Annotated in this window: 15 protein-coding genes; 11 read left to right on the top strand and 4 right to left on the bottom strand. The window is 53.9% G+C overall.

Annotation, left to right across the window (positions count from 1 at the left end; genetic code table 11):
- The 3 genes from TY09_RS18725 to TY09_RS01575 form a co-directional block, all read left to right on the top strand.
- Positions 1-211: hypothetical protein (locus TY09_RS18725; protein WP_207640405.1), on the top strand; the 211-nt coding region annotated here is incomplete at its 5' end.
- A 269-nt stretch (positions 212-480) separates the two neighbouring features.
- Complete coding sequence (locus tag TY09_RS01580) at positions 481-2196, top strand: methyl-accepting chemotaxis protein (protein ID WP_042430431.1); 1716 nt, start codon at positions 481-483, stop codon at positions 2194-2196.
- Positions 2193-2714: a chemotaxis protein CheW gene (locus TY09_RS01575; RefSeq protein WP_042430427.1), complete on the top strand. Its 522-nt coding sequence runs from the start codon at positions 2193-2195 to the stop codon at positions 2712-2714. The genes TY09_RS01580 and TY09_RS01575 overlap by 4 nt, the downstream gene beginning before the upstream one ends.
- Positions 2715-2955: 241 nt before the next feature.
- Here TY09_RS01575 and TY09_RS01570 read toward each other — a convergent pair whose 3' ends face one another.
- The gene (locus TY09_RS01570) at positions 2956-4332 is read right to left on the bottom strand and encodes a PhoH family protein (protein ID WP_042430423.1); all 1377 of its coding nucleotides are present in this window, start codon (positions 4330-4332) and stop codon (positions 2956-2958) included.
- A gap of 810 nt (positions 4333-5142) precedes the next feature.
- On the opposite strand from TY09_RS01570, the gene TY09_RS01565 reads away from it, so the two are divergent.
- From TY09_RS01565 to TY09_RS01545, 5 genes are read left to right on the top strand one after another with little or no spacing between them, the layout of a single operon-like run.
- Positions 5143-5799 carry a metal-dependent transcriptional regulator gene (locus TY09_RS01565; RefSeq protein WP_009062787.1) on the top strand — a complete coding sequence of 219 codons (657 nt, stop codon included), beginning with the start codon at positions 5143-5145 and terminating at the stop codon, positions 5797-5799.
- A gap of 27 nt (positions 5800-5826) precedes the next feature.
- A complete protein-coding gene (locus TY09_RS01560) occupies positions 5827-6777 on the top strand; it encodes a metal ABC transporter solute-binding protein, Zn/Mn family (RefSeq protein ID WP_042430421.1) in 951 nt (316 codons plus the stop codon).
- A gap of 14 nt (positions 6778-6791) precedes the next feature.
- Positions 6792-7544 carry a metal ABC transporter ATP-binding protein gene (locus tag TY09_RS01555; RefSeq protein WP_042430419.1) on the top strand — a complete coding sequence of 251 codons (753 nt, stop codon included), beginning with the start codon at positions 6792-6794 and terminating at the stop codon, positions 7542-7544.
- Between the two features lies 1 nt (position 7545).
- On the top strand, positions 7546-8469 hold the full coding sequence (locus TY09_RS01550) for a metal ABC transporter permease (RefSeq protein WP_042430413.1): 924 nt from the start codon (positions 7546-7548) through the stop codon (positions 8467-8469).
- Positions 8453-9571, top strand: a complete 1119-nt coding sequence (locus TY09_RS01545) for a metal ABC transporter permease (RefSeq protein WP_042430410.1) — start codon at positions 8453-8455, stop codon at positions 9569-9571. The genes TY09_RS01550 and TY09_RS01545 overlap by 17 nt, the downstream gene beginning before the upstream one ends.
- Positions 9572-9666: 95 nt before the next feature.
- On the opposite strand, the gene citX is transcribed toward TY09_RS01545, so the two are convergent.
- From citX to TY09_RS01530, 3 genes are read right to left on the bottom strand one after another with little or no spacing between them, the layout of a single operon-like run.
- Positions 9667-10179, bottom strand: a complete 513-nt coding sequence (gene citX, locus TY09_RS01540) for a citrate lyase holo-[acyl-carrier protein] synthase (protein ID WP_042430407.1) — start codon at positions 10177-10179, stop codon at positions 9667-9669.
- A 24-nt stretch (positions 10180-10203) separates the two neighbouring features.
- Entirely contained in the window at positions 10204-11253 is a 1050-nt protein-coding gene (gene citC, locus TY09_RS01535) for a [citrate (pro-3S)-lyase] ligase (protein WP_042430405.1), read from the bottom strand.
- Between the two features lie 7 nt (positions 11254-11260).
- Entirely contained in the window at positions 11261-12118 is an 858-nt protein-coding gene (locus TY09_RS01530) for a LysR family transcriptional regulator (protein ID WP_042430402.1), read from the bottom strand.
- Positions 12119-12454: 336 nt separating this feature from the next.
- Here TY09_RS01530 and citD point away from each other — a divergent pair, with 336 nt between their 5' ends.
- The 3 genes from citD to citF are packed head-to-tail and all read left to right on the top strand — an operon-like array spanning position 12455 to position 15253.
- Positions 12455-12757 carry a citrate lyase acyl carrier protein gene (citD, locus tag TY09_RS01525; protein ID WP_042430399.1) on the top strand — a complete coding sequence of 101 codons (303 nt, stop codon included), beginning with the start codon at positions 12455-12457 and terminating at the stop codon, positions 12755-12757.
- Entirely contained in the window at positions 12754-13665 is a 912-nt protein-coding gene (locus tag TY09_RS01520; protein ID WP_042430396.1) for an aldolase/citrate lyase family protein, read from the top strand. The genes citD and TY09_RS01520 overlap by 4 nt, the downstream gene beginning before the upstream one ends.
- 25 nt (positions 13666-13690) lie before the next feature.
- Positions 13691-15253, top strand: a complete 1563-nt coding sequence (gene citF / locus TY09_RS01515) for a citrate lyase subunit alpha (RefSeq protein WP_042430393.1) — start codon at positions 13691-13693, stop codon at positions 15251-15253.
- The last annotated feature ends 57 nt before the right edge of the window (positions 15254-15310 follow it).

Genomic DNA, 15310 nt, shown 5'->3' with positions numbered 1-15310 from the left:
CTGCAGAGCAGCCAATTTATTCTATTATATCCTCTGCAACGGTCAAAGATTCAAAAATTTATTCAAAGTCAATTTGGGAGAGATCTCTGAGATACATATTGTGAAACAGCAAGAAAAGAAGATGTTTCCTGCGTCGAAGAAGGAATCTTCACGCGGCATAGAAGAGATCATCCTGGCCCGAGGACTCTGCTGTGGCAGAAAAACTGATTGACAGCACGTAAAAGACCAATGAGCGACTGACTCGGGTGTGCGGATTCATGCGGCCACTGCGAAAGAAAGCTCCCATTCCGGCGAGGAGCCTTCCCGGCAGGACCAACGCTTTATGGGAGGAGGTTGGTGAAAACCGGCAAAAGCTTCGCTGGAAGAGGATGCGGATCCGGATTTCATTCATGGGAATATCTTAAAACGGGGTCGCATCCGAAGAACAGAAAAGTGTCATGGAAATCCGGAGAAAACACAATACAGGAGGGTTTCAGGGTTATGAAGAGATTCAAAGATTTTAGCATTTCACGCAAGCTGCTCACGGGGTTTCTCAGCTTGGTATTCGGTATGATCGTCGTAGGAGTTATAGGCGCTTTCGGCCTGGTTCAAATGCATAATATGGATGTCTATTTGTATGAGGAGCAGACCGCCCCCATTAAAGAAATTTACGAAGCTTCCAGCAGCCTTTTGCTGGTGCGCACAGAGGTTCGCGGCGGAATGATCTACGCAGGCGATCCGCAAAAGGTAGACGAATATTATCAAAAATATTTGCAGGAGAAAAAAGATTACGATACCGCCATGCAGGCGTACAGGCAAACCATATACCGTCCCGATTCCATCGCGCTGTACGAAGAAACCACCAAACTGATTGAAAACACGTATATTCCAGCTCTGGAAAAATCCTTTGCAAGCTCAAAATCGGGGGATAGGGATGGAGCCATGAATGCGATTGTGAGCATTTCAAATGAAATGGACACCATCTACAATAATCTTGAAAAACTGGTGGACAACCGGATGGCGGAAGCAAAGCAGACCAGTGATTCCAATGGCTCCACAGCCATGCTGCTGATCGCGATTCTGGCCGCCGTGAATGTGATTGGCGCGGTTGCCGCAATTTTCTTAGGGCGCCGGATTTCCGACAGCATCAGCAAGCCCATCGGGCGCGTTTCAGACGCTGCCGGACAGATCGCACTTGGCCGGGTGGATATCGACCTGAGCGATGTCGATTCCAAAGACGAAACCGGCGCGCTGGCGGCGGAATTTACCAGGATGCTGGAGGGAATCCGCAAACAGGTACAGGTTGCCGAGCTGATCAGCAACGGCGATTTTACCCAGCAGGTCCCCCTGCGCTCGAACGTGGATGTGCTGGGGCTTTCTCTGCAGAAAATCGAGGACGACCTCAGCGCCACCCTGAAAACGATCAGTGTGGCGGCGGAGCAGGTCAATACAGGGTCGGAACAGGTATCCGCCGGTGCGCAGGCACTGTCCTCCGGCGCCACAGAACAGGCGGCCACGGTGGAAGAGCTCAATGCCTCCGCAGTAAGCGTCGTGCAGCAGGCAGAACAGAATGCTGTCAGCGTCAGAAAAGCGATGGACTATGTGGAACAGGCCGGCAAGGGAGTTACGGAAAGCAATAAGCATATGCAGAATCTGAATACCGCAATGCGGGAAATCGGAACGTCTTCACAGGAGATTTCCAGAATCAGCAAGCTGGTGGAAGACATCGCGTTCCAAACTAATATCCTTGCGCTGAACGCCGCGGTGGAAGCAGCCCGGGCCGGAAGCGCCGGAAAGGGCTTTGCGGTAGTCGCTGACGAAGTGCGCAATCTGGCCGCAAAATCCGCGGAAGCTGCCAAGCAGACCTCTGAACTGATTCAGAAATCTGTATTGACTGTATCTGAGGGAGAACGGCTTGCCGATGAAACGCTGAAGCTGTTGGTAACTGTTTCGGAAAAAGCGCAGATGGTGGATCATGCGGTGCGCGAGATCGAGTCCGCCTCTTCGGAGCAGGCGGCGGCCATCGAACAGATCAATCAGGGGCTTTCGCAGGTATCGGCTGTGATACAGACCAACGCCGCCACAGCAGAAGAGAGCTCCGCCTCCAGTGAAGAGTTGGCCGCTCAGGCGCAGGCCCTCCAGAGCGAGGTTTCCAGGTTCAAGCTGGCGGGCGGCCGTGAATGGGCGCTCCCACGCGAAAAGGAGCTGTTGATATGAAAGTGCAGGAACGATTGGATTCGCCGCACCAGGAGGATGAGGAGATCAAAAAACGGTACCTGACCTTCTGGATCGAGCATCAGCTGTTTGGTATGCCCATCGCACAGGTGGTGCAGATCGTGGGAATACAGGAGATCACCGAGCTGCCGGATCAGCCGGACTACGCCAAAGGGGTCATCAGCCTGCGCGGGCAGATCATTCCCGTCATCGATGTGCGCCTTCGGTTCGGGAAAAGGGAAGCGGAGTACACAGACCGAACCTGCATCATCATTACCCGCGTATCCGGCCGCGATTTTGGCCTGATTGTAGACGAGGTGGATGAGGTCACCGACATCCTGCCGGAGCGGATTTCTCCGCCGCCCCAAATGAAGAAAGAAACAGTAGAGACCTATCTGACCGGGATTGCCCGGCTGGGAGCGGCGGAGGACAAAAAGGATAAAATTGTCCTGCTGGTTCACCCCGGAAGAATCCTTGGCGAGGAAGAAGCCGAGGCCTTGGCGAAACCCGCACAGGAATAGCAAGAACGAAGTGCTGTGGGCCAGCTGACAGCAGCCCAAAATTTCTAAAAGTGGTATGGCGCTGGTGGGTGTTACTGTCCATCGGCATTGAGAAGCTTCAATCATATAAAAAACCTGATCACAGCTTTTCCGGGCTGTGCTCAGGTTTTTTTGTATGAGATTTGGGCAATCGGCTTTGCAGGCAGGCTCTATCAAGTCTGGCCTTTCATCAAAAGCAGAAATTGATACGGCAAGGGGATTTTCAGAGAGTGCACTCGGCCAGCTTGGCAAGCGGGCTTCGCTCTACCTCGCTCAGTGTGATGTGACCGGTCAGGTTCGAGTTTTTCAGCCGTTCCACAAGGTAAACCAGGCCGTTGGAACGGGAATCGACCAACGAATTGTCGATCTGGTTGTCGGTAGGGTCGCCGATAAAAATAAACTTGGAGTTCTGGCCCGCCCGGGTCAGCATCAGCTTTGCGATGTGCGGGGTGGTTTCCTGTGCCTCATCCACAATCACGATCGCGTCGGACAGGGTTCTTCCCCGCATATAAGTGAAGGTTTTCATATCGATGACGCCGGTGTTTTTAAAATGCTCGATCAAAGAATCTACCGTTACATTGTCCTCCGCGCAATTCTTTCTGGGCTTGCGGCTTCGTTCGCGGTACATCAGGTTTTCGATGGCGTCATAAAAGCTCCCCATCCACGGTCGGAGCTTTTCCTCTTCGTTTCCGGGGAGGAAGCCGATGTCGTCCCCCGCCGGGACAACCGGACGGACAAACACGATTTTTCGGTAAGCGCGCTGCTCCACCACCTTTTCCAGCGCGACGGCCGTTGCAAGAATGGTCTTTCCAGAGCCTGCTCCGCCTGTTATGGAGACGAACTTTACGGTATCATCCATCATGAGCTCAAAGGCCATTTTCTGCTCCAGATTGAGGGGGGTCAGTCCCCAGGCCATCCGGTTTTCATACCGCAGGGGAACGAGCTTTTCCCCGTCGAAACGGGCGACTGCCGTGTGCTCCGGGTTATCCCTGGCGTGGATCAGTACAAACTGATTCGGGCAAAGCGAAAGCTTTTTGGGGCACTTCAATCCGGATTCATACAGCTTATCGATTTCTTTGGAGGAAAAGACCGTGTTCGTATGGCCTTGATACAAATCGTCGAGAATGACCCGGTCGGTTTCGTAATCCTCCGATTTCAGGCCGAGAACCTCCGCTTTCAGGCGCATGCAGATATCTTTGGATACAAGGATGGTTGTTGTTTCTGGTTCTTTTTTCTGAATGCTGAGCGTGGTGAGAAGAATGCGGTTGTCGTTTTTCTTCAAATCCAGCTCATCGGCGTATTCCGGCATATTATGATAACCGTTCGGTTCCACCCGGAACAGAATGTTTTTTTCAAATGGGATTCCCGCCTGAATGCTCTGCTGCGATCTTCCCTCCACGATTTTGGAAAGTTCCCGCACCGCCTGCCGCGCCTGGCAGCCGCACAGGCCTTCGCGGGATTTCAGGGAATCAAGCTCTTCCAGAACCACCATGGGCAGGATCACATTATTCCCTTTAAAATTGCAGATGCATCCCGGGTCGTGCAGTAATACATTTGTGTCGAGAATATAATTTTTTCTGGCTCCATTCTTCTGCTGCATAGGTTACCTCCAAATAGTCATTTTGTGTTACAAAACGGATGAGAGATTCAGGAGAAAAGCTTTTGGTTTTTATCAAAACAAAGCGGCACCACATCAAGCTATGTGGTGCCGCTTTGGCGTGCAATTGGCCGCAAAAACAGAGAAATGGAAAGGATTCAGATTGTCCGCACGTTTGCAGGGCGAAAATTGCCTCTCCCGCAGATTCAGGAAAGGACCCGGCGTTTCTATTCCTTGCCGCTTGATCGAAACAGGCCGGTTTGCGTGCCTGTTTTCTTTTATCAGACGTTCGCTCCGGGCTTTTGTCATTCTCATCGCCTCTTATGGTAAGGATACGCTTATTTTGTTCAGAGAAGGTTATTGCCAGATTAGAAATTATCAAAGGAAAGCTTTTCCGCATCGGTGATCTGTTTTGCAGACTTTTCCAACGATAGGGGAAAAGGGCAAATGTCCCTCAAGGAGTGGCCTGCCTTTGGAGAAAGGAACCCATTCTGTTTCAGTGCTTTTTAAAATCTGCACTTCCAGCGTTTACTGAGTCTATTGCATTTTCAAATGTTTAGGTATATAATATAATAAATTTTAGGTTTGCCTAAATTAAAGGAATGCATACTCGAAAAAACGCTTTCAGATCGTCCATCAGACCCCAAACACACTCGAGTCCCCAAAACCTGTAACACTTTCAGGTCTTCTTCATAAATTAGTTTAGGGAAAATTACTTTCCCGCGACTAACGGTTTACGGGACGTTTTTAAAGCGTTGGCGGATAGATAAAATTTGAAAAGCTTCAGAATCGAAAAAGCAGGAGGATATGGCTATGACACCCAATAAGGAAGATTATTTAAAAGAGATTTACAAGCTCGGCGGTATGGAAGAGCAGGTAAGTAATAAACAAATCGCGGAATCCCTGCAGATTGCCCCGGCTTCTGTCACAGAGATGCTGGGAAAATTGAAGCGGGAAGGCCTGATCCATTATGAGCCCTATAAGGGTTCCCGCCTGACAGACGCGGGAATGCGCATTGCCATTACACTTGTGCGCGGGCACCGGCTTTGGGAAGTGTTCCTGATGCGTCATCTGGGGTATTCCTGGAGCGAGGCGCATGAAGATGCCGAGCTTTTGGAGCACATTACCCCCTCGCGTCTGACGGCCCGGCTGGATCAGTTCCTCAATTACCCCGCGTACTGTCCCCACGGCAGCGCGATCCCCCACCCTGATGGGCAGGTCGATCTGACCCCGCTGCAGCCGCTCAATCTGCTTCCCATCGGGCAAATCTCTCACATCCGCCGGGTAACGGAGGAAAAAGAGCTGCTGGACTATTTACAGGCCAGCGGTATCACCATTGGGAGCGCTGTCCGGATTGTGGAGGCCGGGGCTTATGAAGGCCCCTTAACGCTTGATCTGGAGGGGGAACAGGTTCAGATCAGTTATAAAGCCGCCTGTCACATCTACGTTGACGAGACAGCACGGCTATAACACCAAATATAATTTAGGAGGTTTCTTATGAATCAAAAATGGAGAGGGCTTCTGGCGGCATTTTTCAGTTGCGCGCTTTTGCTGACGGGATGCTCTGCTCCCGCGGCGAACACGAATTCTGCAAATCCGGAAAAGAATCAGCTGAATGTCGTTGCCACCACCACCATGCTTTCCGATCTGTCCTCTATCATCGGAAGAGATCGTGTTGCGGTGGAGGGCCTGATGGGGCCCGGTATCGATCCGCATTTGTATCAGGCCAGTGCGGGTGACGTTTCGCTGATGCAGAAAGCGGATGTGGTCGTATACAACGGCCTGCATCTGGAGGGCAAGATGGGCGAAATTTTTGAAAGTCTGTCCGGGCAGCAGGGCCTTACCGTCATTTGCATCGAGAAGGGTCTGGACGAATCGAAGCTGCTTGCGTGGGAAGACGACAGCTCGGTGCACGACCCGCATATCTGGTTCGATGTTTCTTTGTGGGAGGATGCCGCAAAAACAGTGGCGGAGGGGCTGGCGCAGGCTGATCCCGAGGGCAAAGCCGATTATCAGGCCAATCTGGAGGCTTACCTGAAAGAGCTGGACGAAACGGATGCCTATATCCGCAGTAGGGCAGCCGAGCTGCCGCAGGCACAGCGTGTTCTGGTTACGGCGCACGACGCGTTCCAGTACTTTGGCAAGGCCTATGGATTTGAGGTGCGCGGCCTGCAGGGCATCAGCACCGATTCTGAGGCCGGCACGGCGGATGTCAGCGAGCTTGCCAATTTTATTGTGGAACGGAAGATCAAGGCCGTCTTTGTGGAGTCCTCTGTCCCGCGCAAAACGATTGAGGCGCTGCAGGCGGCGGTCAAGGCAAAGGGCTTTGATGTTGCCATCGGCGGCCAGCTGTATTCCGATTCGCTGGGGGATGTGGCTTCGGGAGCAAATACGTACATCCTCACGGTGAAAGCCAATATTGACACCATTGTGGATGCCTTAAAATGACGGGAGGGAGCAAAATGAAAACGCAGCGCAGCTACGCGGTAGAGGTTGAGGATCTCACCGTGGCTTACGACGCCAAGCCCGTTTTGTGGGACATCGACCTGAAAATCCCCAAGGGAAAGCTGATGGCGGTCGTTGGCCCGAACGGGGCGGGGAAAACAACTTTGATCAAAGCCATGCTGGGGCTTTTGAAGCCCGTGACCGGCGCGGTCCGCTTTTTGGATGGGGACAGCGATGTGCGGACGCTGAAAAACCGGATCGGCTATGTTCCGCAGAGCGGCAGCGTAGACTGGGATTTTCCGGCCACGGTGCTGGATGTGGTGCTGATGGGCTGCTACGGAAAGCTCGGCTGGATCCGCCGTCCCCGCAAAGCGGATGTGGAGCTGTCCCGGCAGATGCTGGCCAAGGTGGGGATGGAGGAATACTCCTCCCGCCAGATCAGCCAGCTTTCGGGCGGCCAGCAGCAGCGGGTGTTCCTTGCCCGGGCCTTGGCGCAGGAGGCCGAGGTCTACTTTATGGATGAACCCTTCAAGGGGGTGGACGCCCAAACGGAGCGGGCCATTGTGACCCTGCTGAAAGAGCTGAAGGAACAGGAAAAAACCGTTGTGGTGGTTCACCACGATTTACAGACCGTGCCGGATTATTTTGACTGGGTGACCCTGATTAATCTGCGCGTGGTTGCCAGCGGGCCGGTGGAAGAGGTGTTCCACGAAGAAAACCTGAAAAAGACCTACCACAGCTCCGGCACGCTTTTAAGGAGCGTGGGATAACATGAGCAGCATTCTTGCTTTATTTCAAGACTATACCTTTCAGACCGTGGCGCTGGGCTCCACACTTCTGGGGCTGATCAGCGGGGTGCTGGGGAGCTTTGCCGTACTGCGCAAGCAAAGCCTGCTGGGGGACGGCGTGTCTCACTCCTCGCTGCCCGGCGTCGTGATGGCGTTTGTCCTGCTGGGCAGTAAAAACACAGAGGTGCTTTTGCTGGGCGCGCTCGTTTCGGGTCTGCTGGCTACCTTGTTGATTATCAGCATCGTGCGGCATACCCGCGTGAAATTCGACAGCGCTCTGGCGCTGGTTATGTCCGTGTTCTTCGGGCTGGGGCTGATTCTGCTCACCTATGTGCAGAAGATTCCCAACTCCAATCAGGCCGGGCTCAAACGCTTTATTTTCGGGCAGGCGTCTACGCTGCTGCAAAGAGACATTGAATTAATGATGATCTGCGGGCTCGTTCTGCTTGCTCTGGTTCTGCTGTTCTGGAAGGAATTCAAGCTGGTCACCTTTGACAGCGATTTTGCGCAGAGCATTGGATTTTCCCCGAAAAAGCTCAATCTACTGCTGTCGTTTATGATTGTGTTGGCCATCATCATCGGATTGCAGACGGTGGGCGTCATCCTGATGAGCGCGATGTTGATCACTCCCGCCGTGGCGGCCCGCCAGTGGACCAACCGGCTGTGGGTGATGGTGACGCTTTCCGCGCTGTTCGGCGCTGTATCCAGCGTTGCGGGAACGGCCGTCAGCTCGCTGGTTCCCAAGCTGCCCACCGGCCCGGCCATTGTGGTATGCGTCAGCATCATTGTCGTGGTCAGCGTTCTGTTTGCGCCTGGCCGGGGAATTCTGCACCGGCTGTACCGCCGCAGGAAAAACAGGATTCTTTACAAGCTGGAAGGGGGTGTGCCGAATGGCTCCGCAACTTGAAATCCAAATCATCGCCGTGATCGTTGCGGTGGCCTGCGCGCTCCCGGGAACCTTTCTGGTGCTTCGAAAAATGTCGATGATGTCCGACTCCATCACACATACGATTCTGCTGGGGATTGTGCTGGCCTTCTTTGTCACGCACGATCTGTCCTCACCGTTTCTGATTCTGGGCGCGGCGCTGATGGGCGTCGTGACCGTATGGCTGACGGAGCTGCTGAGCCGCACCCGGCTGCTGGCCGAGGACGCCGCGATCGGGGTCGTGTTCCCGCTGCTCTTTTCCATCGCCATTATCCTAATTACGCGCTATGCCGGGTCGGTGCATCTGGATACCGATTCCGTGCTTTTGGGGGAACTGGCCTTTGCCCCCTTTGACCGCATGATCGTAGGCGGTGTGGATATCGGTGCAAAAGCAATTTACACAACGGGAGTTCTGCTGCTGATCAATCTGGCGGTGATCACTCTGTTCTTCAAGGAACTGAAGCTGGCCACGTTTGATTCCATGCTGGCCGCCGTAGTGGGCTTCTCTCCGGCTCTGGTTCATTATGGCCTGATGACGCTGGTCTCTTTGACTACGGTAGGCGCGTTTCAGGCGGTAGGCTCGGTGCTGGTTGTTGCGTTTATGATCGGCCCCCCGGTAACGGCTTATCTGCTGACGGACGATTTGAAACGCATGCTGCTGCTCAGCGGCGCGATCGGCGCGGTCAACGGGGTTCTCGGCTATCAGCTGGCGGCTTTGCTGGATGTTTCGATTGCGGGGAGCATGGCTGTGGTAACGGGCCTGGTGTTTCTGCTCGTGTTTATTTTTGCCCCTCACAGGGGCCTGATCAGTGCCCTGCGCAGACGGAGCAATCAGAAGATCGAGTTTGCCAAGGCGACGCTGCTTTTTCACCTCTCCAACCACGAAAACAGCGAGGAAGAAGCGGCGGAAGCGGGGGTTGACACGATACAGGTACATCTGCGCTGGACTCCGGAATTTACGGCGAAGATCATGCGGTCGCTGGAGCGCGAAGGGAATATCCGCCTGCTCGACGGTCTGGCCAGACTGACGGACGAAGGCCGCCAGACCAGCATCCGCAACTACAATACCTTATTTTCCAGATAAGGTTTTATCATTCGGTTTAACTAAAGAAGAAAAGGCAGGGAAACATTTTGTTTCCCTGCCTTTTCTTCTTTTTGGTGGTTCTGGGGCGGAGCACATCAGCGCGCAAAATACTGTGTAAGCATGTGCTCAATTTTTTGCTGCATTTCTTCTACCGTATGTTTTCGGGCCCGGGCACATTCCCATACATCCGCGCCGCAGATCAGGCATTTGCGCGCGCTTCCCCGCGAGAGCTTTTGCCCATCTGTCCCGATGATATCAATGTCGAACAGGCGGCCCAACGGGTGCTGCTCTTCAATGGCAGAAGTCCGCTCTTTTAGCAGCTCTGCGTCCTGCCGGATACACAAAATCCATTCGTCCCCGGTCGGCTCGTGGATTTCTGTCTCTTCCAGAGTGATACAATCTATGCTTTGCAGCACGGCGGCGATTTCTTTTTGACCATCAAAAAACAGCCTTTGAATTTCGGGAGAGGTCTTGATCGGCCCCGGGATATTCAGGCAGAAAGAGAGCACCGGCAGATGGTGTTTTGATTGGTACCGGGCCTGAATGGCGGCGCGCTGTTCCCGGCAGTCCAGCATTTGCTCCAACGAAACCTCTTGCCCCAAAAGCATAACATCCCTTCTTTCTCTGAATGGTCAATAATGGATCACATGGTCAGCGGCTTTGATTTTTTGAATAATAGGGGCGGCTTCTTCGCTCAGGAAAAAGCGGTAGGTGCTTTCGGGTACCAGAGACCGCACGGCGGAAAGGTTCCCCTCTTTGATGGCCTGGCGCACGGTTGAGGCGCTGATGGGTTTGCCTTGTGATTCCTTTCGCGGAATCACAAGGCATTCAATCCCGGCCTTTGGGAGTTCTTCCTGCATGGTGCGGTTGTAAATTGCCGTCACCTGACTGGTCGGCTCCTCCCCGACATAGCGGCGGGTGATGCCAAGCACCTCCGCAATTTTGATAAAGATCGTCAGATCGAGCAGAGCGTGGCTGTGAATGACCGTTTCGGCGTCCTTCAGAAAATAGCTCGGAAAGGTGGCGTTGCTGATAATGTACGGCCCGCTGTCGTGGTAACAGATGTTTTTCAAATGGGCGGTTCCCTCCATAACCAAGCGCTTTCTGACAGAGAAGGGTACCAAACTGACGTCCTCGCTGACAATGAACAGGTGCAGCACCTCGTTTTCCGCGGCGGCCTTCTCCACTAGGTACAAATGCCCTAATGTAAACGGGTTTGCATTGACAACCAAAGCGGCCGCTTTTTGTCCGCTCTTTTTCTGCGTGCCAAGGTTTTTCAGGTAATCTGAAAATCCGGTGCGCTGATTCTCCATAAAAACGACGCGATCTGTAACCCGGGCGATTTCATAGAATCCCAAATCTTGAAAAAACTTGGCGGAGCTGCATTTGGTGTACAAAAACAGGCGGGTGTTCCCGCGGGCGAATTGAATTTCGGTCAGGTGGGTCACGACTGCATTCATCAGCCCCTCGCCCTGGTGGGCGCTGTCTACCGCCAGGCAGCGAAGGGTGTTCCCAAAGCAGCTGCCGGTTGCGATCAGGCTGCCGTTTGCATCAAAGATTCCGCAGGTGTAGTCCAGGTTCTGGTCGCGGCTGATTCCCTCCGCCTGCAAAAGCGCGTCTACCAGCCGGTTGCCCTTGATGTCGCTTGCGTAGATGCGCGAAATGGTATAGTCGATTCTCATGTTCTGATTATCCTCTCTGTTTTTTCACCGTGTCGATAAAAGCTTTGACCTGGGGAAGAGCAACCACGGTGTCATAATACATCAGGTATGTGGAGCGGACAAACGGCTCCCCGTTTTGAAAGGAAAGCGGAAAAACCGAGCCGGTAAAGTTTTTTAGGCAGATTTCCGGAACAATAGACCACCCAAGCCCTCGGGATACCAGCTCCACGCAGGTGGTGATGTTATCTGCGTAGATGCCCTGCCGTTCCGGTTGAAAATGCTGCTCGCGCATCCACTGCGCCATCTCGCGTTCAAACATACGGTCAGTCTTTCTACCGATATACGGGAGCTGATGAAGCGGCAGGATCTGCTCCCTGCCGGGGCAGATCGCGCAGATGTTTTCGCGGCCCAGCAAAATTTTACTTCCGGTCCATTCGTATTCGCCGCGCAGGATCGCGACGTCGATCGCACCGCTGAGCAGCCGGGTATATAGATTTCGGCTATAATCGGTCTGAATGTGTGTGATAACGTGAGGATACCTTGTCTGATAGTCGGCCAGAATGTCCGGCAGGCAGTACAGGGCGTAATTGATGGAAATGCCCGCGTTCAGAGTGCCGCATACATAGCCCCTGCTTGCGTCGATGGTTTCCCGCATCAGCCTGAGCTGGTGCGCGGCCTCTGCGGTGCGCCGCAGCACCTCTTCGCCCTCCGGCGTAAAATGGATGCCCTGGCGCGAGCGCAGGATCAGGGTGACGCCCAGCTCCTGCTCGATCGCGCTGATCCGTTTGGAAAGGGAGGACTGCGTCACATACAGCAGATCTGCTGCGTGAGTGATGTTCCGGGTTTCTTTCAAAGTGGCCAGCAGCTCAAAATCACGTTCGTCCATTCTGATCCTCCCCAAAAGTGTTGATGTGTAATAGAATGCATTCGGAATCGATCTCGTAAGGATTCCATTCTGAATCAGAATCCTTGCGCTTTGCCGAATCCTCAAAGAGTATTCCACGAAAAGCGGCTCCGTGCGGAATTACAGAAGTGTTGCTAAGCTTATTATACAAGGCTTCGGCAATTTGTAAACAAATTGATGTATTCTGAATTTGCATGGAAATCGAGGCAAAAGAGGACTTTTACATTTCGTTCTGATTGCTGTTAAATAAAGAAGAAAGAAAAAATCGTTTCCCAATTGGAATTGTTCAACTGAAAATACATAAAGGAGTTGGAATGAATGGAAATTCAGAAGCCGGCCATCGCCGGAACGCTGGAATCCAGCGATGCACAGATTGTGGTGGAGCCGTTTACAGACGGGATCCAGCTGTCGATTGAAAGCAGCGTGATGAATCAGTATGGCCGCCAGATCAAGGCGACCGTTTTAGAAACACTGGAACATCTTGGCGTAAAGAACGGCAAAATCACCGTGAACGATAAAGGTGCGTTGGAGTGCACCCTCAAGGCGCGCGTGGAATGTGCGGTGTTCCGCAGCTGCGGCGCTTCCGAGAAAAATATCCCGTGGGGAGGTGTGGTCAGATGATCAAGCGTCCGAAACCGCAAAAATTCCGCCTGCGCAGAACCATGATGTTTATGAACGCGCAGAAGCCCGGCCTGATCAAAGACGCCTACATTTATGGGGCGGACAGCATTATTCTGGATTTGGAGGACGCCGTAGCCGAAAATCAAAAGGACGCCGCCCGGTTTTCGCTGTACCAGGCCCTGCAGAATGTCGATTACGGGGATACCGAGGTGATCGTGCGCATCAACGGCCTCGATACGCCCCACTGGCAGGAGGATATCCGCTGTGTGGTGGCCGGCGGGGCAGACGGCATCCGCATTGCCAAATGTGAAAGCGCGCAGGATGTTCTGACCGTGGAGGAACACGTGCTGGCAGCGGAAAGAGAATTCGGGGTCGAAGAGGGAAGAACCCTTTTGATGGCCGCGCTGGAGAGCCCGAAAGGGATTCTGAACGCCTACGAGATCGTCACCGCGTCGGACCGCATGTTCGGCTGCGCCATTTCGGGCGGCGACTTCCGCAAGAGCATGCACGTTCAAATCGAAGAGGGCGGCATTGAAATGCTGTCCGCCAGAGGGCAGATGCTGCTGGCCGCGCGGGCTGCGGGTGTGCAGTGCTTTGACACGATGTTCCCGTATCTGGACGACACGGAGGGCTTTCAGGCCGAGGTCATTCAGAACCGCAAGATGGGCTTCGACGGCAAGAGCGTGATCAACCCGAAGCAGATTCGTTTTGTACACGAGACCTTTGCGCCCACTCCCAAAGAGATCGCTTACGCGGAAAAGCTGGTTCGCTCCTTTAACGAGCAGGCGGAATCCGGCGTGGGAGTCTACACCGTAGACGGAAAAATGGTGGATATTCCTTTCTTTGAAGACGCCAGAAGAGTGATCGCTCTTGCGAAAGCGTGCGGCGTTTACAAAGGTGATTTATAACGAATCGAGGAGGAAGCGATACAGTATGAAAAACGCAGTAAATCGGGAAATCCCCGAAGAACTCCTGAAAGACGGCAAAGAGGTCTATCAGGGAAAATATTATATGGACGGCAAATACATCAAAAGAGATTCCCCCAAAACCCGCCGGTATGTAAAGCCGCAGAGCAGCAAGCTGTGCAGCAGTATCAGAAAGGCATGCGAGCGCTGCGGCGCGCACGACGGAATGACCGTTTCGTTTCATTCCGAATTTCGAGAGGGAGACTATGTGGCCAGCATGGTCGCCAAAGTTCTGGTGGAGGAGATGGGCCTGAAGGATATCACCATCGCGGCGACATCTCTTGGCAACGCTCAGGACCTGATTGCGGATTATATTGAGCAGGGGAAGGTCATCGGCATTCAGACCTCCGGCGTCCGCGGGCGGATCGGCGAAGTGATCTCCGCCGGAAAACTCGCGACCCCCGCCATTATCCGCAGCCACGGAGGACGTCCCCGCGCGGTCGAGGCTGGAGAAGTGCATATCGACATCGCCTTTTTGGCCGCTTCCACCTCAGACTGCTGGGGCAACGCCAAGGGGGTGGGCGGCAAAAACAATTGCGGCTCGATGGGGTTTGCCATTCACGATTCCCACTACGCCGACCATACCGTTATCATCACCGATACGCTGGTGGACTTCCCCAACCGGCCGTCCTCCATTTCTGCCGAAAATGTGGACTGCGTGTGTGTGGTAGACAGCATTGGCGACGCGACGAAAATCGCCACCAAAGAAGCCCGCGTCACGGAGAACCCGCGCGAGCTGATGATGGCGGAGCATGCGGCCGAAGTGATCGCCGCGACCCCGTATTTTACAGACGGTTTTTCATTCCAGACCGGCGCGGGCGGCCCATCTTTGGCGGTCAACCGTTTTATTGAGAAACGCATGGTGGAAAAAGGGATCAAAATGAGCTTCGCTCTGGGCGGGGTGACAAGCGCAGTATGCCAGTTGCTGGACAAGGGCCTTGTCGGGGCGATTCTGGATACGCAGGATTTCGACATGGGCGCCATCAAGCACCTGGCCGAACATCCAAAGCATCACGAAATCAGCATGAGCGAGTACGCGAATCCGGCCAACAAGGGCGCTTATGTCAATCAGCTGGATTTTGTGGTTCTGTCCGCTCTCGAGATCGACGTCGATTTTAACGTGAACGTCATCACCGGTTCCGACGGAATCCTGCGCGGTGCGCCGGGCGGCCACCCGGATACGGCTGCGGGCAGCAAGTGCTGCATCATCGTCACACCACTGACCCGCGGACGCATGGCAACTGTGTGCGACGAGGTGGTAACAGTCACCACGCCCGGCGACTGCGTGGATATTCTGGTGACGGATTACGGTATCGCGGTCAACCCCCTGCGCAACGATTTGGCACAATGCCTGGATGCCGCCGGTATCGAACACGTGACGATTGAATGGCTGCGCGACAAAGCTTACAGCCTGGTGGGAACTCCTGATGCGCTGGAGTGGGAAGATCAGGTTGTTGCCGTTGTGGAAGCGAGAGACGGCACACTGCTGGATGTCGTCCGCAAGATCAGGCCGCTTCAACTGGATGGATGATTCGTGATTGGCGGTGTCGACAGGGTTTCCCCTGCCTGCGGCCGGAACGGATTTACG

This window comes from Faecalispora jeddahensis (genome assembly GCF_000577335.1).
GTDB classification, from domain to species: domain Bacteria; phylum Bacillota; class Clostridia; order Oscillospirales; family Acutalibacteraceae; genus Faecalispora; species Faecalispora jeddahensis.
Note: the sequence above shows the minus strand (reverse complement) of the source record. Positions and strands in the feature narration are given on the sequence as shown.

Coding starts and splice junctions, on each gene's coding strand:
- TY09_RS01575 (WP_042430427.1), top strand. CDS start 2,193: ATGAAAGTGCAGGAACGATTGGATTCGCCGCACCAGGAGGATGAGGAG.
- TY09_RS01530 (WP_042430402.1), bottom strand. CDS start 12,118: ATGGACGAACGTGATTTTGAGCTGCTGGCCACTTTGAAAGAAACCCGG.
- TY09_RS01550 (WP_042430413.1), top strand. CDS start 7,546: ATGAGCAGCATTCTTGCTTTATTTCAAGACTATACCTTTCAGACCGTG.
- TY09_RS01580 (WP_042430431.1), top strand. CDS start 481: ATGAAGAGATTCAAAGATTTTAGCATTTCACGCAAGCTGCTCACGGGG.
- TY09_RS01555 (WP_042430419.1), top strand. CDS start 6,792: ATGAAAACGCAGCGCAGCTACGCGGTAGAGGTTGAGGATCTCACCGTG.
- citX (WP_042430407.1), bottom strand. CDS start 10,179: ATGCTTTTGGGGCAAGAGGTTTCGTTGGAGCAAATGCTGGACTGCCGG.
- citF (WP_042430393.1), top strand. CDS start 13,691: ATGAAAAACGCAGTAAATCGGGAAATCCCCGAAGAACTCCTGAAAGAC.
- citC (WP_042430405.1), bottom strand. CDS start 11,253: ATGAGAATCGACTATACCATTTCGCGCATCTACGCAAGCGACATCAAG.
- TY09_RS01570 (WP_042430423.1), bottom strand. CDS start 4,332: ATGCAGCAGAAGAATGGAGCCAGAAAAAATTATATTCTCGACACAAAT.
- TY09_RS01545 (WP_042430410.1), top strand. CDS start 8,453: ATGGCTCCGCAACTTGAAATCCAAATCATCGCCGTGATCGTTGCGGTG.
- citD (WP_042430399.1), top strand. CDS start 12,455: ATGGAAATTCAGAAGCCGGCCATCGCCGGAACGCTGGAATCCAGCGAT.
- TY09_RS01560 (WP_042430421.1), top strand. CDS start 5,827: ATGAATCAAAAATGGAGAGGGCTTCTGGCGGCATTTTTCAGTTGCGCG.
- TY09_RS01520 (WP_042430396.1), top strand. CDS start 12,754: ATGATCAAGCGTCCGAAACCGCAAAAATTCCGCCTGCGCAGAACCATG.
- TY09_RS01565 (WP_009062787.1), top strand. CDS start 5,143: ATGACACCCAATAAGGAAGATTATTTAAAAGAGATTTACAAGCTCGGC.